Origin of the sequence: Bradyrhizobium sp. AZCC 1719, from assembly GCF_036924525.1 — a bacterium.
Classification (GTDB): domain Bacteria; phylum Pseudomonadota; class Alphaproteobacteria; order Rhizobiales; family Xanthobacteraceae; genus Bradyrhizobium.
This window is the reverse complement of record NZ_JAZHRU010000001.1, coordinates 6,979,727-6,995,020: the sequence shown is the minus strand read 5'-3', so window position 1 is coordinate 6,995,020 and position 15,294 is coordinate 6,979,727. Positions and strand designations below refer to the sequence as shown.

The 15,294-nt window shown below is 61.4% G+C and carries 13 protein-coding genes; 7 read left to right on the top strand and 6 right to left on the bottom strand.

From position 1 onward, the window contains the following. Positions 1-90 precede the first annotated feature (90 nt). Positions 91-2,649, bottom strand: a complete 2,559-nt coding sequence (locus V1292_RS32905) for an NfrA family protein (protein ID WP_334376703.1) — start codon at positions 2,647-2,649, stop codon at positions 91-93. A gap of 804 nt (positions 2,650-3,453) precedes the next feature. Between V1292_RS32905 and V1292_RS32900 the strand changes: the two genes are divergently transcribed. Together V1292_RS32900 and V1292_RS32895 are read left to right on the top strand one after the other, a co-directional pair. Then, on the top strand, positions 3,454-3,729 hold the full coding sequence (locus V1292_RS32900; RefSeq protein WP_334376702.1) for a hypothetical protein: 276 nt from the start codon (positions 3,454-3,456) through the stop codon (positions 3,727-3,729). Positions 3,730-3,768: 39 nt separating this feature from the next. Beyond that, positions 3,769-4,182, top strand: a complete 414-nt coding sequence (locus V1292_RS32895) for a hypothetical protein (RefSeq protein ID WP_334376701.1) — start codon at positions 3,769-3,771, stop codon at positions 4,180-4,182. Positions 4,183-4,221: 39 nt separating this feature from the next. Here the strand turns inward: V1292_RS32895 and V1292_RS32890 are convergent, their stop codons facing one another. The 5 genes from V1292_RS32890 to V1292_RS32870 all read right to left on the bottom strand — a co-directional run bounded on the left by V1292_RS32890 (position 4,222) and on the right by V1292_RS32870 (position 10,230). Continuing rightward, a complete protein-coding gene (locus tag V1292_RS32890; RefSeq protein WP_334376700.1) occupies positions 4,222-4,851 on the bottom strand; it encodes a 2-hydroxychromene-2-carboxylate isomerase in 630 nt (209 codons plus the stop codon). Between the two features lie 541 nt (positions 4,852-5,392). Beyond that, positions 5,393-7,303 (bottom strand): flavin-containing monooxygenase, encoded by a 1,911-nt coding sequence (locus tag V1292_RS32885; RefSeq protein ID WP_334376699.1) that lies wholly within the window; start codon positions 7,301-7,303, stop codon positions 5,393-5,395. Between the two features lie 14 nt (positions 7,304-7,317). Beyond that, positions 7,318-8,091, bottom strand: coding sequence for an SDR family NAD(P)-dependent oxidoreductase (locus V1292_RS32880; RefSeq protein ID WP_334376698.1), 774 nt, complete (start codon positions 8,089-8,091; stop codon positions 7,318-7,320). Continuing rightward, on the bottom strand, positions 8,081-8,737 hold the full coding sequence (locus V1292_RS32875; RefSeq protein WP_334376697.1) for a TetR/AcrR family transcriptional regulator: 657 nt from the start codon (positions 8,735-8,737) through the stop codon (positions 8,081-8,083). Before V1292_RS32875 ends, V1292_RS32880 begins: the two co-directional genes overlap by 11 nt. Further along, the gene (locus V1292_RS32870) at positions 8,734-10,230 is read right to left on the bottom strand and encodes an AMP-binding protein (protein WP_334376696.1); all 1,497 of its coding nucleotides are present in this window, start codon (positions 10,228-10,230) and stop codon (positions 8,734-8,736) included. The genes V1292_RS32875 and V1292_RS32870 overlap by 4 nt, the downstream gene beginning before the upstream one ends. 167 nt (positions 10,231-10,397) lie before the next feature. Here V1292_RS32870 and V1292_RS32865 point away from each other — a divergent pair, with 167 nt between their 5' ends. The 5 genes from V1292_RS32865 to V1292_RS32845 all read left to right on the top strand — a co-directional run bounded on the left by V1292_RS32865 (position 10,398) and on the right by V1292_RS32845 (position 15,272). Next, positions 10,398-11,669 (top strand): ABC transporter substrate-binding protein, encoded by a 1,272-nt coding sequence (locus tag V1292_RS32865; RefSeq protein ID WP_334376694.1) that lies wholly within the window; start codon positions 10,398-10,400, stop codon positions 11,667-11,669. Between the two features lie 95 nt (positions 11,670-11,764). Further along, a complete protein-coding gene (locus tag V1292_RS32860) occupies positions 11,765-12,667 on the top strand; it encodes a branched-chain amino acid ABC transporter permease (protein ID WP_028350130.1) in 903 nt (300 codons plus the stop codon). Further along, entirely contained in the window at positions 12,664-13,680 is a 1,017-nt protein-coding gene (locus tag V1292_RS32855) for a branched-chain amino acid ABC transporter permease (protein ID WP_334376693.1), read from the top strand. Before V1292_RS32860 ends, V1292_RS32855 begins: the two co-directional genes overlap by 4 nt. A 120-nt stretch (positions 13,681-13,800) precedes the next feature. Further along, entirely contained in the window at positions 13,801-14,559 is a 759-nt protein-coding gene (locus V1292_RS32850; protein ID WP_334376692.1) for an ABC transporter ATP-binding protein, read from the top strand. After that, a complete protein-coding gene (locus tag V1292_RS32845) occupies positions 14,556-15,272 on the top strand; it encodes an ABC transporter ATP-binding protein (RefSeq protein WP_334376691.1) in 717 nt (238 codons plus the stop codon). Before V1292_RS32850 ends, V1292_RS32845 begins: the two co-directional genes overlap by 4 nt. The last annotated feature ends 22 nt before the right edge of the window (positions 15,273-15,294 follow it).

Here is a 15,294-nt window from a genome sequence, read left to right as displayed (position 1 = left end):
TTTAGCTGAAGAAGGAACACATCGGCCTGCGAATCTTGATTGCTAAAGCAGGGTACCCATTAAGCGTGCTCTGCGCAGACAGTACGGCGTTCAATAGTTTATCGACGTCTGCGCGAAGATGCCCTGAGCCCTCTGATCGCCCGCGAGGCGCCAGCGATATTGCAGCGTCAGCTCCCAGTACGAAGGCGGCGCCATGTATGTCGTTTCGCCGAACCAGTAGCGTAACGAACCACCTGCGCCGACCGAGTAAGCGGCACGGTTCGCGAATGAATCGTCGTAATTTGCGGCCAGCACGGCGTGCGGGAAGAATACCAGCTTGCTGCTGATCGGATCGAGCCGGAAGCTTCGTCCGAAGCGGCCTTCCATGATCGCGACGAGCTGTCGCTTCTCGAGGAAGCGATCCACCTCCGCGTAGACGTACCAGGTCGGCCAGCTCGCATCCAAGACACGCAGATCGGTGCCGACCGTGTAGGAGTAGAGCGCGCGCAACAGCGTGTCATCGCGTGCTGCATCGCCAAGCGCAATAAGCCGGTCGACTTCAAACACCAGGTTGGCGTTCGAGAACGGCTTCCAGCGGGCGCCCACCATGCCCTGTGTCGTGCGTCCGCCCGTCGGCCCGCCGGACTGGTCATACAGGGTTTCGAAAAGGCGGCCGAACAACTCGAATATCGCGCCATTCCTGTATCCGAACCCTTCCGGGCGATAATAGAACTCAGTTCCCAGTTGCGATGTGTAACTGCTGGGCGCCGTCGTCGTCAGGAACGGGTTGGGCGCCGAACCAACTTTGCCGTATGAAACCGAAGTGTTGATACCCCATACGCGGGCCAGGTCTGAAACTGTTCGACGCGTCTCGAACAGCTTTTGGTCGTCAATATCGATCCGTCCGGTTGCCTTGGCGTCGATCCCTTCCATCAGATAGGCGATGGCCTTTGGATTTTCGAAGCGACGCATCGCGGTATATCCCGCATCGATCGTGGCCCGAGCCGGCAATTGTCCGGTGGCATGCGCGCGATCGAAGCGAGCCAACGCTACCTCGTCATTGCCGACGGCGACGGCGAGGTAGCCAATATCGGCATCCCGGACGGTACCCAATCTGCCATGGGCGATTGCCCGATCAAACAGGATGCGGGCTTCCGGCTTGCGGTCCAACTCGACCAGCGTGTTGATCTGCGCGCGCAGCGCGCCGTCCTTCTGAACAGCGGTCGTTGCGAGCCGTTCGGCTGTTCTGAATTCGGCAAGCGATTCTTCCTTTCGCCCGAGCGCCTGCAGTGCATAGGCCCTGCGGATCGAGGTGTCATAGCTCACGGCCAATTTCTGGAGCGCGCGCAAAGCCCGCATGGGCTCGTTGGAAGCCAAGGCGGCGTCAGCGAGGGAAAGTCGAACGTTGTGGGCTTGAGCGGGCGGGAGGCCCCGCTTCAGGGCGGTTTCCCAATCCGACATCGTGCCGCGAAAATTCTTGAGCTTGGCTCGCGCATAGCCGCGTTGCGCATAGATCTCTGCGTTCGAGTGCCCCGCATCGATTGCCTTGGTCGCCTCAACCTCGGCTTCCGCGGGGCGGCCGGCTGACATCAGGATGTTGACCAGCAGGAGGCGGCTTGCGGCGACCTCGGGCTCAAGTTGTACGGCCTTACGCGCCTCGACGATGGCTGACTTGTAGTCCTTGTCTCGTTCAGCCTGGTAGGCGCGTTCCTTCGCTTCAAAGGTTTCTCTTGCGGCCTTTTCTTCGGGCGATGCAACAGGGGTCAATATGCTCAGGACCGCGGGCGCCTCGAGTTCGCAATTGACACCGCTGGTGGTGGTTGAACATTCCTGCACCGGCGGCGGCACCATATTGCCGTTGTTCCGAAGCACGCCTCTGCGCTGGCTTGCGCCTTCTGCATCGGTGAGGCGGGTGATGACCTTTGGGTCGGTTCGCGAATAGCTGCCCAACAATTCGATCGCGGCGTTGAAGTCACCTGACGCCATGGCTGCATCCGCGGAGATCAGCCGGATATTCTTCTGCTGAGTGGCAGTCAGGCCCGGGATCGCCAGGGCAGCGTTGAAGTCCGACACGGCATCGGCGCGCTTTCCCAGTCGCTGGTTGATATAGCCGCGCCATACCAGCGGAACATAATTCGCTCGATCGAGCGCAATCGCTTCGGTGGCGGTTTCCAAAGCGCCCGGCAAATTGTTGTCGGCAAGCTGGGCGTTCAGCAGCAACAGGCGGTACGACATCGAGTCCGGCACATAGTCGACCGCGCTGCGCGCCGCCCGGACCGCGGCCTTGGCATCGCCCTTTTCGAGCGCCTTGTAGCCCTCACTGGCCGGCCGCTGGGCGAGACGCTGGCGAATACTCGCTTGCCGCCCTTCGAGGTCCCGGTTGCCCGTGAACGCCGCCGAGGCGGCTTTCGTCGCCAGATCGGCCCGGATGAGGTCGCCGGCGGCGACCAGCGAGTCGATCAGGAGCAGGTGCAGGCGGAGGAGATCAGGACGGAGCGCCACGGCCTCTGCAGCCCTTGCCGCGGAAGCCTCGTAGTCGCCCTGGCCGAACGCCTTGTAAGCGGTCTCCGCCGCCGTATAGGCCTCGCCCTCCAGCGGAGGACCGCTATCCGCGACCTGGGCGCGGGCGCCCGGACACAGGAGCGCCACGAGCAAAAGCGCAGCCAGCACTGCCCGAAAAATCGTCCGGTTCAGGTATTTTCCGCCCCAATTCCCCATGCAGCCAGCGTTACGCCAATCCCGTTAAATTTTGACGCTAAACCGTAACCGAGCCGACGATTCAGCGGAACGGAGAACCCGCCTTTTAGCCGCGCTTCAGGCTTTGATGTCATTCATTTTTCTAACTTTTCCCCGGCTGTGATGTTTTTGCTGCGAAGCCTCTGGCCAAACACGAGGCTGCGGTGGAAAAGCCTCTGCTTGCCAACGGCCACGGTCTTTAAGCGCATCCGATTGCGGAGGATGCGGCTGGCGCCGAGTTCGTCGTAAAAGCCTCCCGACCATTAGGGTTAAATGCGTTCGTCCGTTGCACAGACCGGCAGGATTCTGAATTTGTTGGGTCCGAGTGGCGGCCCGGGCCGGAACTCGATTTATGCATTTTCGATCGTTCATTGTTTCCAGTTTGTCGAAGTCCCCGATTGATGGATTTAGTATGGATATTGAGACGAGCGTCGCCTTGAAGGACAGGCAAACATTCAAGCCGATTTGCGAACAATGCGGCAGCCTGACCGTTGCGTTGCCGATCGAGGCTCGGCCGGACCCGTGTTCCGTTCTGAAATGCGGGCGGTGCGGCTCTCCGAGAGGAACGCTTCAGTCGCTGCGCGACACGTCCATTCATTTGGGAATTCCGGTATAACGGAAATGGGGATGAGGCCTAGTCAGCATCCGGTCGAGCGGGTAGGCTCCGAATTCCGGTTTTGTTTGTCTGCAAGAATCTTCGGTATTTTCGGCCAATTAATTCGCGAGGGGAGACGAGACATGCGAGCGATCTGTGCGTCCGTGCTGGTGGTCGGCCTTTTGATTGCTACCAGTGCCAGCGCAGCGCCGCTTCTGAGCCATCTTCAGCCTGCTTCGGATTCGCTGATCACGGCCGCGAAGGTGATTTGTGATGAGGCCGGCAATTGCTACCGACCGAATCGGCGACGCCCGGTCGCCCGGTGGGTTTATGGCGACAAGAACTTCTACGGCCCCTACGCTGGACCGGGTTACTACGGTAATCCGCGGTATCGTTATAACTGGTGGCCATGGTACTGATATCGTCGGGCTAGCGCGACATCTCTGGTTTTAATGATAATGACGTTCAATATGGCTATTAAACCGAACGATCCGGTCCCGCTGCCTTCGGGCTCTCAAGGCGTCGGGTTAGGCCACAGTTCCGATTTGGCTGGCATCCCGGGCGCGCGCCAAGACCAGGCGTTCGATGGCATCGATTGGTCAAGAGCAGCACCCGGCTGGGCTTCAATGTTTATCGGGCTCCTCTTGCCGCTGCTTGGTCTCGCTTTGCTGGTTGGGGCTATCGACTTCGCTTTAGGCTGGCTGTTTAAGGGTTGGATCGCCCCTTCATGGCAGGTGTCACCTCTTCTGCTTGCCGCGACCATGCTTCCGCCGGCGCTGGTTGGCGCTCTCGGCTGCTGCAAGCTTTTCCTCTATTCGAAAGATGCAATGAGGACGGCTGCTCGATCCGGCAAGCACGAGGGCGTTGTCTGAGCGGATTGATCACCTGCGGTCTCGCTTGTGTCTGCGATCTCACGTCCGGTGACGACTGCCGAGCGCCGTTGCGATCGATTCCGGATTCCGGATGCGCTCGATCAGCATGTCGATGCGATCGCCGCCCCAGAACAATTCGCCATTGAAGACCATGGTCGGAACGCCGAACACGCCGAGCGCTTCCGCCTCGTCGATGATGCGGTCGTGTTCTGCCCGCGCGGGGCCGTGGACGTAGGCTTCGAATTCTTCCGACGACCCGCCGAGCGAGGCGATCACGCCGGAAATATCGGAGAGTTCGTCGATCTCGAGATCATGACTCCAGAACCGGCGGAACACCGTGTCATGATAGGGGCGGAACAGGCCGTGGCGCTGCGCGAACAGCATGCCGGCGCTGGCATGGAAGGCATCATAGATGCGCCGCGGACCCTTCATGATGAGGCCTTGCGCATTGGCGTAGCGGCGCGCGTCCATATAGGCGTAGCGCACCTTGCGCCAGAAATGCGGTGTGCGCTCTTCCACCGTGCCCATGAATTCCGGGATGCGCAGCGTGTAGGGCAGCCATTCGAGTTCGACGCCGTAGATCTCCTCGAGCTTGAACAGCCGCTTGTTGGCGACGAACGCGTAGGGGCTTTTGTAGTCGGTGTAGATGCGAACGCGCGGTCTATCCATGGCGTTTCCCTGTTCCATCGGGTCGGTATCTGCGATCCGAATAGAGCATGGAACCATACGACGCGGTTTTTGACATTCCAAAATGAATGAGCCCGCCAAAACGAATGGGCCCCGGTGCATAAGAGCATCGCGGGGCCCTACATCTTCGTTATAGGCGAAGGATTTCTGGTAGACACCAGTATGGTCTCAGGATCCGGCTTGCGCGTGGCCTTTGCGCTCCAGTCCCGCGGATAGTTTTGGATTGTTGAAGGTGCAATGAGGCTGGCAGCTGCTTATGACCTCAACCGCACCTGGACCTTGCGCTGAGCAAGGTCACCGGTCTGATCCGGTGGCGTCATGCTCCTCTCCAAGAGTTGGCCAACGGACGATGCGTCCGCTTCCGCTGCGTGTCGTCTCGATCATCTAACCGAGCCGCCAATGCCTGCGAAGCGGGGAGCCCAACGCTCCGCGACTCCTGCAGGTGCAGTCGTGCTAAATGCTGCGGCAGTTAGAGTCAGGTGTCAAGTAACACATCCATCGGGTTCCCGCGGGCATTGGTATGTTAGCCCTTCGTGTGGCGGTAATCCTGTAAATCAGGATCGTGAGTCATCGCCCAGTAGTCCACGAAACGCCATGGCATTGCCGAGAAAACCCGACCTTGCTTGTTGCGGTAATAGGTCGTCATCCCGGGATGCGTCCAGATCAGTTGCTCATGCTCGGCATCAACTCTCTTGATGTACTCATCGTGCGCTTTCGGACGAACGTCGATGGCAGCGATGCCTTGCTCGATCATCTCGACGAGGCAAGCCGAGATGTAGCGGCTCTGGCATTCCGACTGGAAGATCACGCTGCCGCCATGCGCTGGACCTGAATTGGGGCCGAGCATGACGAAGAGATTTGGAAAGTCCGGCACCGTGAGCCCGAGATAGGCGGTCGGGTTGTCGTTGGCCCAGGCTGCCTTCAGATTTTTTCCATCGCGCCCCGTAATGTTGAGGCGAGCGGCCATCTCCGTGACCTTGAAGCCGGTGGAAATGACGATGATGTCCGCAGGCCGCAACTTGCCGTCGGAGGCGACGATGCCGTCGCGCGCGAAATGGTCGATGCTGTCGGTGACCAGTTCGACATTCGGCTTCGTCAGGGTCTTGAACCAGTTGTTGTCAAGCAGGATGCGCTTGCCATAAGGCGGATAGGTCGGCACGCATTTCTCGATCAGATCGGGGCGGTCCTTCAACTCCGAGAGGATGAAGTTGGTGAGCTCTTCGCGATGCCGGTCATTGCCTTTGTTGACGGCGCGCTCGGGATGCGGCCAGTCGGGGTCCTTGCGCAGGAACGGCAACAGGCCATCGCCGTATCGCCAGAACATGTTGAAGCGGTACCACTGCACATAAAACGGCAGGTGCGCGAGCAGCCAACGCGCGCCCTCGGTGATGGGATCGGAATAGCCCGCCACCGGGCGCGCCCATTGCGCCGTCCGCTGATAAACGGTGACCGACGCCACACGGTCGGCGATCGACGGCACCAGTTGCATGGCGGTGGCGCCGGTGCCGATGACGGCGACGCGCTTGCCGTCGAGCTTGATGTCGCCGGACCACAGGGCGGAGTGCAGCATCACGCCCTTGAAATCTTCCTCGCCCTTGAAGTGCGCCGGGTGGGGGTCGTTGAGCTGACCGATCGCACTGACCAGCGTGGTCGATTCAAATATCTCTTCGCCGTTGGCGGTCCTCAACGTCGATATCCAGCGTCGCTTGCGCTCGTCCCAGTACGACGATGTCAGCTCCGTGTTGAGGCGGAGATGCTTTCGGATGTCGTATTCCAGCGCCACCTTCTTGAGGTAATCGAGCAATTCCTGGCGCTGGGCGAAATAGCGCGTCCACGGATTACGCGGGCCGAATGAGAACGAGTACGAATGGTTGGGCGTATCGACGCCGCAGCCGGGATAGCGATTGACATACCAGGTGCCGCCGAGTTCGTCGTTCTTTTCGACGATGGTGTAGGGGATGCCGAGCCGGCCAAGGGCAACGCCGAGCGCAATGGCGCAAACACCCGCGCCGACGATCAGCACATGCTGCTGCGCCAGCTTTTCGTCCGATGGCGGTTTGGTCCAGCGCGCTTCCCGGGGAATGAAGCCCATTTCCTCGCGCATCAGCGGCGCATATTCAGGTGCCACGTCTTCGCCCAGCGTCGCCCGCATCATCTTCAGCATCAATTCGTTGCCGGGATCGGTGATGACGGGCTTCGGTTCACCGTTTGCGAACAGCTTCAAGACGGCCGCGCGGATCTCGGCCTGGATTTCCGGGGGCATACCGGCTTGCGGATCCGGAATCAGGCGGACGTCGCGCTTGGGTCTGTAAGGCGGTTCCAGCCAGCGCTCATTGCCGGTCATGTGCACCAGCACCATCAGCAGGACGCGGATATCGCCCTCGGCGATGGCCGATGACAGGTCGAGTTTCTTGCGGGGCAGCTCGATATTCATGCTGGTGTCCTCGTTTACGCGCCTGGTGCTTCCGGCAAGCCGCCATAGGCCGCCCAAGTGATGCCGGCTATATAGCCGGCATCGACAGGGAGGTTGATTCCGGTGACGCCACTGCTCAGCGGCGACAGCAGCCACGCGATGGCCTGTGCGACTTCGATCGGCTCGACCAGTCGATTCATCGCGGTCGGGCTTTCGAGCCATTTTTTGTTCAGCGCGCCCGAAGCGATGCCGGCTTCCAGCGCCGCCGTGCGCGTGAAGCCGGGCGAGACTGCATTGACGCGTACGCCACTGCGTCCCCATTCGGCAGCCAGCGTCTGCGTGATCTGGATGACACCGGCCTTCGCCGCGGTATAGGCGTGGATCGGGCCTGAGGTCATGCCGGCAACGGAGGCGACATTGACGATCGCGCCGCGCCGGCGCTCGGCCATCTTCACGCCGACGCTTCGGGCCACCAGAAACGTGCCGCGCAGATCGATATTGACCTCGCGGTCCCATTGTTCCATTCGAACGCGTTCGATTTTGTGCATCTTGCCGAACACGCCGGCAGCGTTGACCAGCCCGATGATTGGGCCGTGCGCGGCCTCGATATCGGCGATGCCGCCGACAACAGCGCTTTCATTCGCGACATCGAAGGGCGCGGGCCACAGGATGGTTTGCGTTTCCGCGAGCGGTTCGGGCGCAATATCGACAACAACGACCTTTTGGCCTTGAGCAGCGAGAAGCGTTGCGGTCGCCGCGCCAATGCCGCGGCTGCCGCCGGTGACGAGAACGATGCCTTCAGCGGTCATGGCTAGTGCCTTTGTCCGGTGTGAACAGCCCGCGCGTGACCAGCTTTCGGTAGGCGGAGATGACATGGTCGGGCGCGGCCGTTACGGCGCCGCCGGTGTATGAGTATCGCCGGCTCAGGTAGCCGCGCGCGCCCATGAACATGTGGACGATGGCTTCGAACTCCTCGTCGCTGAAATCAATGATGGCGCCGGCCGTGCGGGCGCGCTTGAGAATGCGCACATAGGCGGTCGCGATATTATCGAGATGCTTCTGGTAGCCGACCGGTGCAAAATACTCGGCCTCGTTGAGGATGCGCAAAAATTCCGGCACCTCGCGGATGAAATCGAAGAAGGCGCTGAAGCGCTCGATCTCCTGCCTTGCGGCATCAGCGGTGCCGGTGCGCTCGCGGATGAAGTGGACCATGTCGATGCCGATCTTCGGCAGCAATTGATCGAGCAGTTCCTGGCGGTTTTCGAAATGATTGTAGAACGTGCCTTGGGCCACGCCGGCTGCCTCGGTGATGCGGGCGACGGAAGCCTCGGCGTAGCCGTACTTGCCCACGATCTTGGTGGCGGCGTCGAACAATCTGCGCTTGGTCCAGGCGTTGCGCTCGACGCGGTTCAACTTCGTGACCTTACCGGATGCGGCTTGCGATGATTGCGTCATGCGTGAGTTTCCAGTTCGGCGCGCAGTACGCGCTTGAGAACCTTGCCTGAGGGGTTGCGCGGCAGATGATCGCGGATGATGAGTTGCTTCGGTACCTTGAAGCTGGCGAGGCGCGTGCGGCAATGTTCGATGAGATCAGGCAAATCCAGCGTGGCGCCATCCGTGAGCACTACGACCGCAACCGGCTTCTCGCCCCAGCGCTCGTCCGGCATGCCGACGACGGCAACTTCGCGCACCTGCGGCAGCTCGTAGATCACGCGCTCGACCTCGGAGGAGGCGATGTTCTCGCCGCCGGAGATGATCATGTCCTTCTTGCGGTCGGTCAGATAGAGAAAGCCGTCTTCGTCGAGATAGCCGATGTCGCCGGTGCGAAACCAGTCACCGAAGAACGCGGCGGCGGTTTTCTCGGGATCGTTCCAATAGCCCTGCGTGACCTTGGGGCCGCGGAGGCAGATCTCGCCGTTCCGGCCTGATGGCAGCCGGTTGCCGGCGTCATCGCGAATTTCGAGTTCGACATGGGCAATGGCGCGCCCCGTTGAGCCGATCTTTTCGATCTCGCGGCCGGCTTCCATGAAAGTATCGCCGCCGCAGGTCTCCGTCAGCCCATAGGCGTCGATGTAGCGGGCATTCTTGAAACAATCGGAGAAGGCGCGGATGCGTGCTTCCGGGGTTTTCTCGCCGCCGCCGATCGCCCATCGCAGGCTGGAGACATCGTAGCGGTCGCGGGTCGGGCAGGTGAGGATCGCGGTGGTCATGACCGGCGCAAACCAGGCGGCGTTGAGCTTGTCGGCTTCGATCGCGGCGAGCGCCTGCTCGGGCTCGAAGTTGCGGTGGATGGAAAGCAAACCACCATGCCAGAGCACCGCAATACCCGGCAGGTCGAGCGCGCCGACATGATAGAGCGGACCGACCACCAGCAGTCGCGTCTCCGCGCTTAATCCCAGGACAAGCGTCTGATCGGCCGATTTCCAATACAGGTTCTCGTAAGTGAGCATCACGCCTTTGGGGCGGTCGGTGGTGCCTGATGTGTACATCAGCCGCATCAGCTCGCGCGGCTGCCGCACCTGCATCGGGGCGGGCGCGATGTCGGGCACAAGCCGTGTGACCGTGGATTGCGCGGACGCATCGAGCAGCACCACCGGTGCGCCGCCTGCGGCAATGCCTGCGAGTTCTTCGTCCGCAATCAGGATACGCGCGCCGGAATTGGCGACGATGTAACCGACTTCATCTGCGGACAGGCGATAATTGATCGGCAGAAACACCGCGCCGATGTGGCTGGTCGCGAACACCAGTTCGAGAAAGGCCGTGCTGTTCTGCATCAGCACCGCGACGACGTCGCCGGGGCCGATGCCGCGCGCGGCGAGCCAGCCGCCGACCCGCCGGATGCTGTCATCGAACGCGGCGTAGGAGACATCCTCGCCGCGGTATTTCAGCGCACAGCGGTCCGGCGTCCGCCTGGCGTGAAAAGCGATGAAGCTCGAAAGGTTGATCATTTGCCGCTCGAAACGCCGTTTTCGGTCTGGCTTTCCGATATATGAATTCTGACTCGTAATTCATCTTTGGCTTGACGTCACCCCCCTCGCTCTGAAATCCTCGGGGCATACGGAGGCGTCACGATCTCCGGCAGGGATTGGGAACGCCAATCCACAGGGAGGAAGCAATGACGAGAACCCGCAAACCGGGCGTAAGCCGACGTGCGACGTTGGCGATGATGGGCGCCGGTGCCGTTTCATTCGCGACGCCATTTGGGACTCCTTGGGTGGCGCGCGCGCAAGCCAAGACCATCAAGGTCGGCATGCCGACCATTCTCTCCGGCCGCGTGGCGCAGCTTGGCACCTCATCGCGCAATGCCGTGATGCTGGAAGTCGAGAAGGTCAATGCTTCCGGCGGTCTCGCCGGCCGCCAGATCGAGATGGTGATCCGCGATTCAAAGGGACAGCCGCAGGAAGCCGCCCGCGTCGCACGCGAGCTCGTCAACACCGACGGATGCGAAATCCTGATCGACGCGGAAGCGTCGTCGGGCGCGTTCGCCGTGCACGAGGTGGCGCGCGATCTCGGCGTGCTCTGTCTTCACACCAATTCGGAAACTTCCGCGCTGACCGCCGATCCCAAGCAGCACATTCCGAACGCCTTCCGTACCGCGCGCCAGGGCGTGCATGACTCGATCGTCGGCGGCAGCTATGCGGCGGCGATTGCCAAGGCCAAGGGGCTGAAGAAGTGGGCGACCTGTTCGCCCGATTACGCCTATGGCCGCGATACCACCGGCGAATACGTGACGTACCTGAAGCGCTTCGCGCCCGACATCGAGATCATCAGCGAGTCCTGGCCAAAGCTGTTCCAGCCTGATTACACCGAGGTCGTAACAAAGATCCTGCAGGCCAAGCCGCAGGCGCTGTATTCCTGCCTGTGGGGCGGCGACCTCACGTCCTACATCGACCAGGCCAACATCTACGCGCTGTTCAGCCAGATGGAAGTGTTCGCAGTCAACATGGCCGACTACACCGCGCTGACGGTCGTGAAGAACCTGCCGAAGGGCATTCACTCCGGTAACCGTTACATCAAGACATATCCCGCAACCCCGGAGAACGCCGCGTGGGGCGACGCCTACAAGGCAAAATACAACGAATATCCTACCAACTGGTCGTGGGAGAATGCGACGGCGATCATGCTGCTCGCGGAAGCGTCCAAGAAGGCGAATTCGGCCGACGGCAAGAAGATTGCGGAGGCGCTCCGCGGCCTGAAGATCAAGTCGCCGTTCGGCGCCGACGGCACTGTCACCATGCGCGCCGAGGACCAGACGCTGGTGGGCTATGCGATCGGCTGGGGAACCACGATCCCGCAGGAGCCCTACGTGCCGAAGGTCGAGGCGGGCGACTGGAAGACGATCTTCGAACTCGAAGCCGAGTGGAAGAAGAGCAAGGGCTACACCTGATTGACCGCGACGGCGGAGGTGGCGCAAGCTGCCGCCCGTTCGCCGCCGAATGATCTTCGCGTGCTGTTCCGGCGCGCTGGAATGGATGTATTCCCTTGGACCTCGACGCGCTTACCGGCTGTCTCGCCAGTTCCGCCTGTCTGGTGACGCAAACCACCAGCGGCTTCATCATCGGCATGTTGCTGTTTCTCGTCGCCGTCGGGCTGACGCTGATCTTCGGCGTACTCAAGGTCGTCAACTTCAGCCACGGCGCCTTCTATATGTTCGGCGCCTATTTCGCGATGACGGCCTATCAGTTCTCCGGCAGTTTTGCGCTGGCGATGCTGTGTGGTGCGGCGGGTACGGCCATCCTCGGTCTGATCTTCGAACGCGTCTTCATGAGCCGGGTCTACGGCGCTGACGTGTTGATGCAGCTTCTCGTCTGCTACGCCTTCGTGCTGATCTTTGATGACGTGGTGCGGATGATCTGGGGGCCCGAGTTCAAATCGATGGGCATGCCGGCCGCGTTCCAGGTGGTGCCGCTGTTCATCGCCGGCGGGGTGGTGCCACCATATTATCTGCTCTTGATCGGTGTTGCGCTCGCGGCCGCCATGATCCTCGGGCTCGGCCTTGCCCGCACCAGGATCGGCAAGGTGATCCGGGCGGCCGCTCATAACCCTGGCATGGTATCCGCGCTCGGCATCAACACCGGGCTCATTTATGGCGGCGTGTTTGCGCTCGGCGGCATGCTGGCGGGACTTGCCGGCGCACTTGCGGCGCCGGTGCGTTCGCTGACGCCGGGCATGGGATTTTCGGTGCTGATCGAATCCTTCATCGTCACCGTGATCGGCGGCATGGGCTCGATCCTCGGTGCACTGATTGGTGCGCTCTTGATCGGCATGATCCGCTCGTTCGGCTCGCTCGGCTTTCCGCTGTTTACCGAAGGGCTGATGTACCTGTTCATGGTGATCGTGCTGGTATCGCGGCCGACCGGCCTGTTCGGCAAGGAGGTCGCATGACCGAATTGCAGGCCGAGCAGGGCGCGCAGGCGCTCGACGTACCTCATGCCCAGGCAAAGACGCGGCGGAATCGGGATGCCCTGATTGCGCTTGCGGTCTTTGTCGTGCTTGCCCTGTTGCCGGCGGTCTTTAGCAGCAAATTGCTGCTCGACTTCGTGATCCGCTGCGCCGCCTACGGGCTGTTCGCGACGTCGCTCAACCTTTTGGTCGGTTACACCGGCCTGATTTCGTTTGGCCACGGCATGTTCTTCGGCCTCGGCGCCTACGGCTTCGGGCTGATGATGCAGAAGACCGGTGTTCCCGTGCCGGTGGCTTTCGTTGCCACGCTGGCGATCACGCTTGTCGTCGCCCTCGTCATCGGTGCCATCTGCGTGCGGCTGAAGGAAATCTATTTCGCCTTCGTAACACTGGCGTTCCAGATGCTGATCCACTCGACGATACTGTCCTGGGTATCGCTGACCGGCGGCGATCAGGGATTGCGCGGCGGCATTCCGCGACCGCCGTTTTTGGGCATTGATCTATCGAACCAATTGCATCTCTATGTCGCGAGTTGCGCGTTGCTGGTGATCGGGCTGTTCCTGATGCATCAGATCGCGCAGTCGCCGTTCGGCTACACGCTGCGCATGATCCGCGACAATGCAACGCGTGCGAGTTTCATCGGCATCGACGTCTGGCGCGCCAAGTTGACGATCTTTGTGCTCGCGGCGCTGTTCGCCTCGACCGGCGGGATCATCATGGCGCTATTCGTCTCCGGGGCCTATCCGGAATTCGCCTATTGGACCATTTCGGGCGAGGGCATCTTCATCAACATGCTCGGCGGCGTGACCACATTCCTCGGGCCGATGGTCGGCACCGTGCTGCTCCTGATCCTCAACGACACCGTCACCCGTCTGACCGAATATCACGGACTCGTGCTGGGCGTCGTGATCCTGTTCTTTGCGATCGGCCTGCGGAAGGGGTTGATGGATTTCGTCGTCGAATGGTACGCGCAACGTCGCGGGCAGCGGCCATGAGACGTAGGTCTATTGCACAGTCATTCCGGGGCGCGCGCAGCGCGAACCCGGAATCTCGAGATTCCGGGTCTGGTCCTTGCGGACCATCCCGGAATGACGGTGTGAGGGAGCTTGCCTAGAATGCTGGAGATACGCTCCCTTTCCAAATCGTTCGGCGGCGTCAAAGCGACCGATAACGTCACGCTGGATTTCGCCGATGGTTCGCTCACCGCCGTGATCGGCCCCAACGGCGCCGGCAAGAGCACGTTCTTCAACTTGATCACCGGCGCGCTGAAGCCGGATTCCGGCCAGATCCTGCTCAACGGCATCGATCTCGCCGGTCGCTCGCCCCCGGAAATCGTTCGCCACGGCATCGGCCGCGCGTTTCAGGTCGCGAGCATCTTTCCGTCGCTGACGGTGCAGGAGACGATGCTGGCAGCGGTGTGCGCCGATCAGCGTAAAGCCAGCGTCCTGCACCGTCGCTTCCCGCTGGCGGAGACCCGCGACCGCGCCGAGCATGCGATGGAATTGCTGGGACTGGCCAGCAAGCGAAACCGCACTGCGGCGACGCTGTCGCATGGCGACCAGAAGCTGCTCGATATCGCACTCGCCCTGGTGCTCGATCCCAAGGTGCTGCTGCTCGACGAGCCAACCGCCGGCATGGGCACCGAAGAACGCTGGCGGATGATCGAGAAGGTGAGGGAGCTCTGGGAGACGCAGAGGATCACGGTGGTGTTCATCGAGCACGACATGGATATCGTGTTCAAGATCGCGCCCGAAATCGTCGTGCTCTGCTACGGCCGCATTCTTGCAACCGGCAAACCGGATGCGATCCGCCGCAACGAGGCGGTGATCGAGGCCTATCTCGGCACCGAACATCATGCGGGGATCACTGTATGAGTGCGCAGCCGGTCGTGCAGGTCGAAGACCTCGACGTCTATTACGGCACCAGCCAGATATTGTTCGGCGTCAGCCTGTCGGTGCGGCAAGGCGAGACGATGGCGCTGCTCGGCCGCAACGGCGCCGGTAAATCGACCACCATGAAGGCCATCATGGGGCTCGCGCCAGCCCGCCGCGGCACGGTCACCTTGCAAGGCAGGATTGTCTCCGGGCTGAAGCCGCATCACATCGCGCGCGCCGGCCTCGGCTTCGTGCCGGAGGATCGCCAGATCTTTCCCGAACACACGGTCGAGGACAATCTGGTCATCGGGACCAAGAAGGGGCCGAATGGCGAGGACGAATGGCCGATCCGGCGCATTTACGACGTGTTTCCGCTGCTGGAGCCGTTGCGGCACCGGATCGCGGGACGGCTGTCGGGTGGCGAACAGCAGATGCTGGCGATCGCGCGCACGCTGATGGGCAATCCCGCATTGCTGCTTCTGGACGAGCCGAGCGAGGGGCTGGCGCCGATCATCGTGCAGCGGATCGGCGAACTCTTGCGGCAGCTCCGCGGCACCGGAGCCACTGTGCTGATCGCCGAGCAGAACATGCATTTTTGCCTTGGCCTTGCGAGCCACGCGACGGTTATCGACAAGGGCCAGATCGTCTACACATCCGGGATCGAAGAGCTGAAAGCTAACGACAACATTCGGCAGCGCTATCTCGCGCTGTAGCTTTCGGCGTAGCATTATCGAC

Coding starts and splice junctions, on each gene's coding strand:
- V1292_RS32900 (WP_334376702.1), top strand. CDS start 3,454: ATGCGAGCGATCTGTGCGTCCGTGCTGGTGGTCGGCCTTTTGATTGCT.
- V1292_RS32895 (WP_334376701.1), top strand. CDS start 3,769: ATGACGTTCAATATGGCTATTAAACCGAACGATCCGGTCCCGCTGCCT.
- V1292_RS32890 (WP_334376700.1), bottom strand. CDS start 4,851: ATGGATAGACCGCGCGTTCGCATCTACACCGACTACAAAAGCCCCTAC.
- V1292_RS32885 (WP_334376699.1), bottom strand. CDS start 7,303: ATGAATATCGAGCTGCCCCGCAAGAAACTCGACCTGTCATCGGCCATC.
- V1292_RS32880 (WP_334376698.1), bottom strand. CDS start 8,091: ATGACCGCTGAAGGCATCGTTCTCGTCACCGGCGGCAGCCGCGGCATT.
- V1292_RS32875 (WP_334376697.1), bottom strand. CDS start 8,737: ATGACGCAATCATCGCAAGCCGCATCCGGTAAGGTCACGAAGTTGAAC.
- V1292_RS32870 (WP_334376696.1), bottom strand. CDS start 10,230: ATGATCAACCTTTCGAGCTTCATCGCTTTTCACGCCAGGCGGACGCCG.
- V1292_RS32865 (WP_334376694.1), top strand. CDS start 10,398: ATGACGAGAACCCGCAAACCGGGCGTAAGCCGACGTGCGACGTTGGCG.
- V1292_RS32855 (WP_334376693.1), top strand. CDS start 12,664: ATGACCGAATTGCAGGCCGAGCAGGGCGCGCAGGCGCTCGACGTACCT.
- V1292_RS32850 (WP_334376692.1), top strand. CDS start 13,801: ATGCTGGAGATACGCTCCCTTTCCAAATCGTTCGGCGGCGTCAAAGCG.
- V1292_RS32845 (WP_334376691.1), top strand. CDS start 14,556: ATGAGTGCGCAGCCGGTCGTGCAGGTCGAAGACCTCGACGTCTATTAC.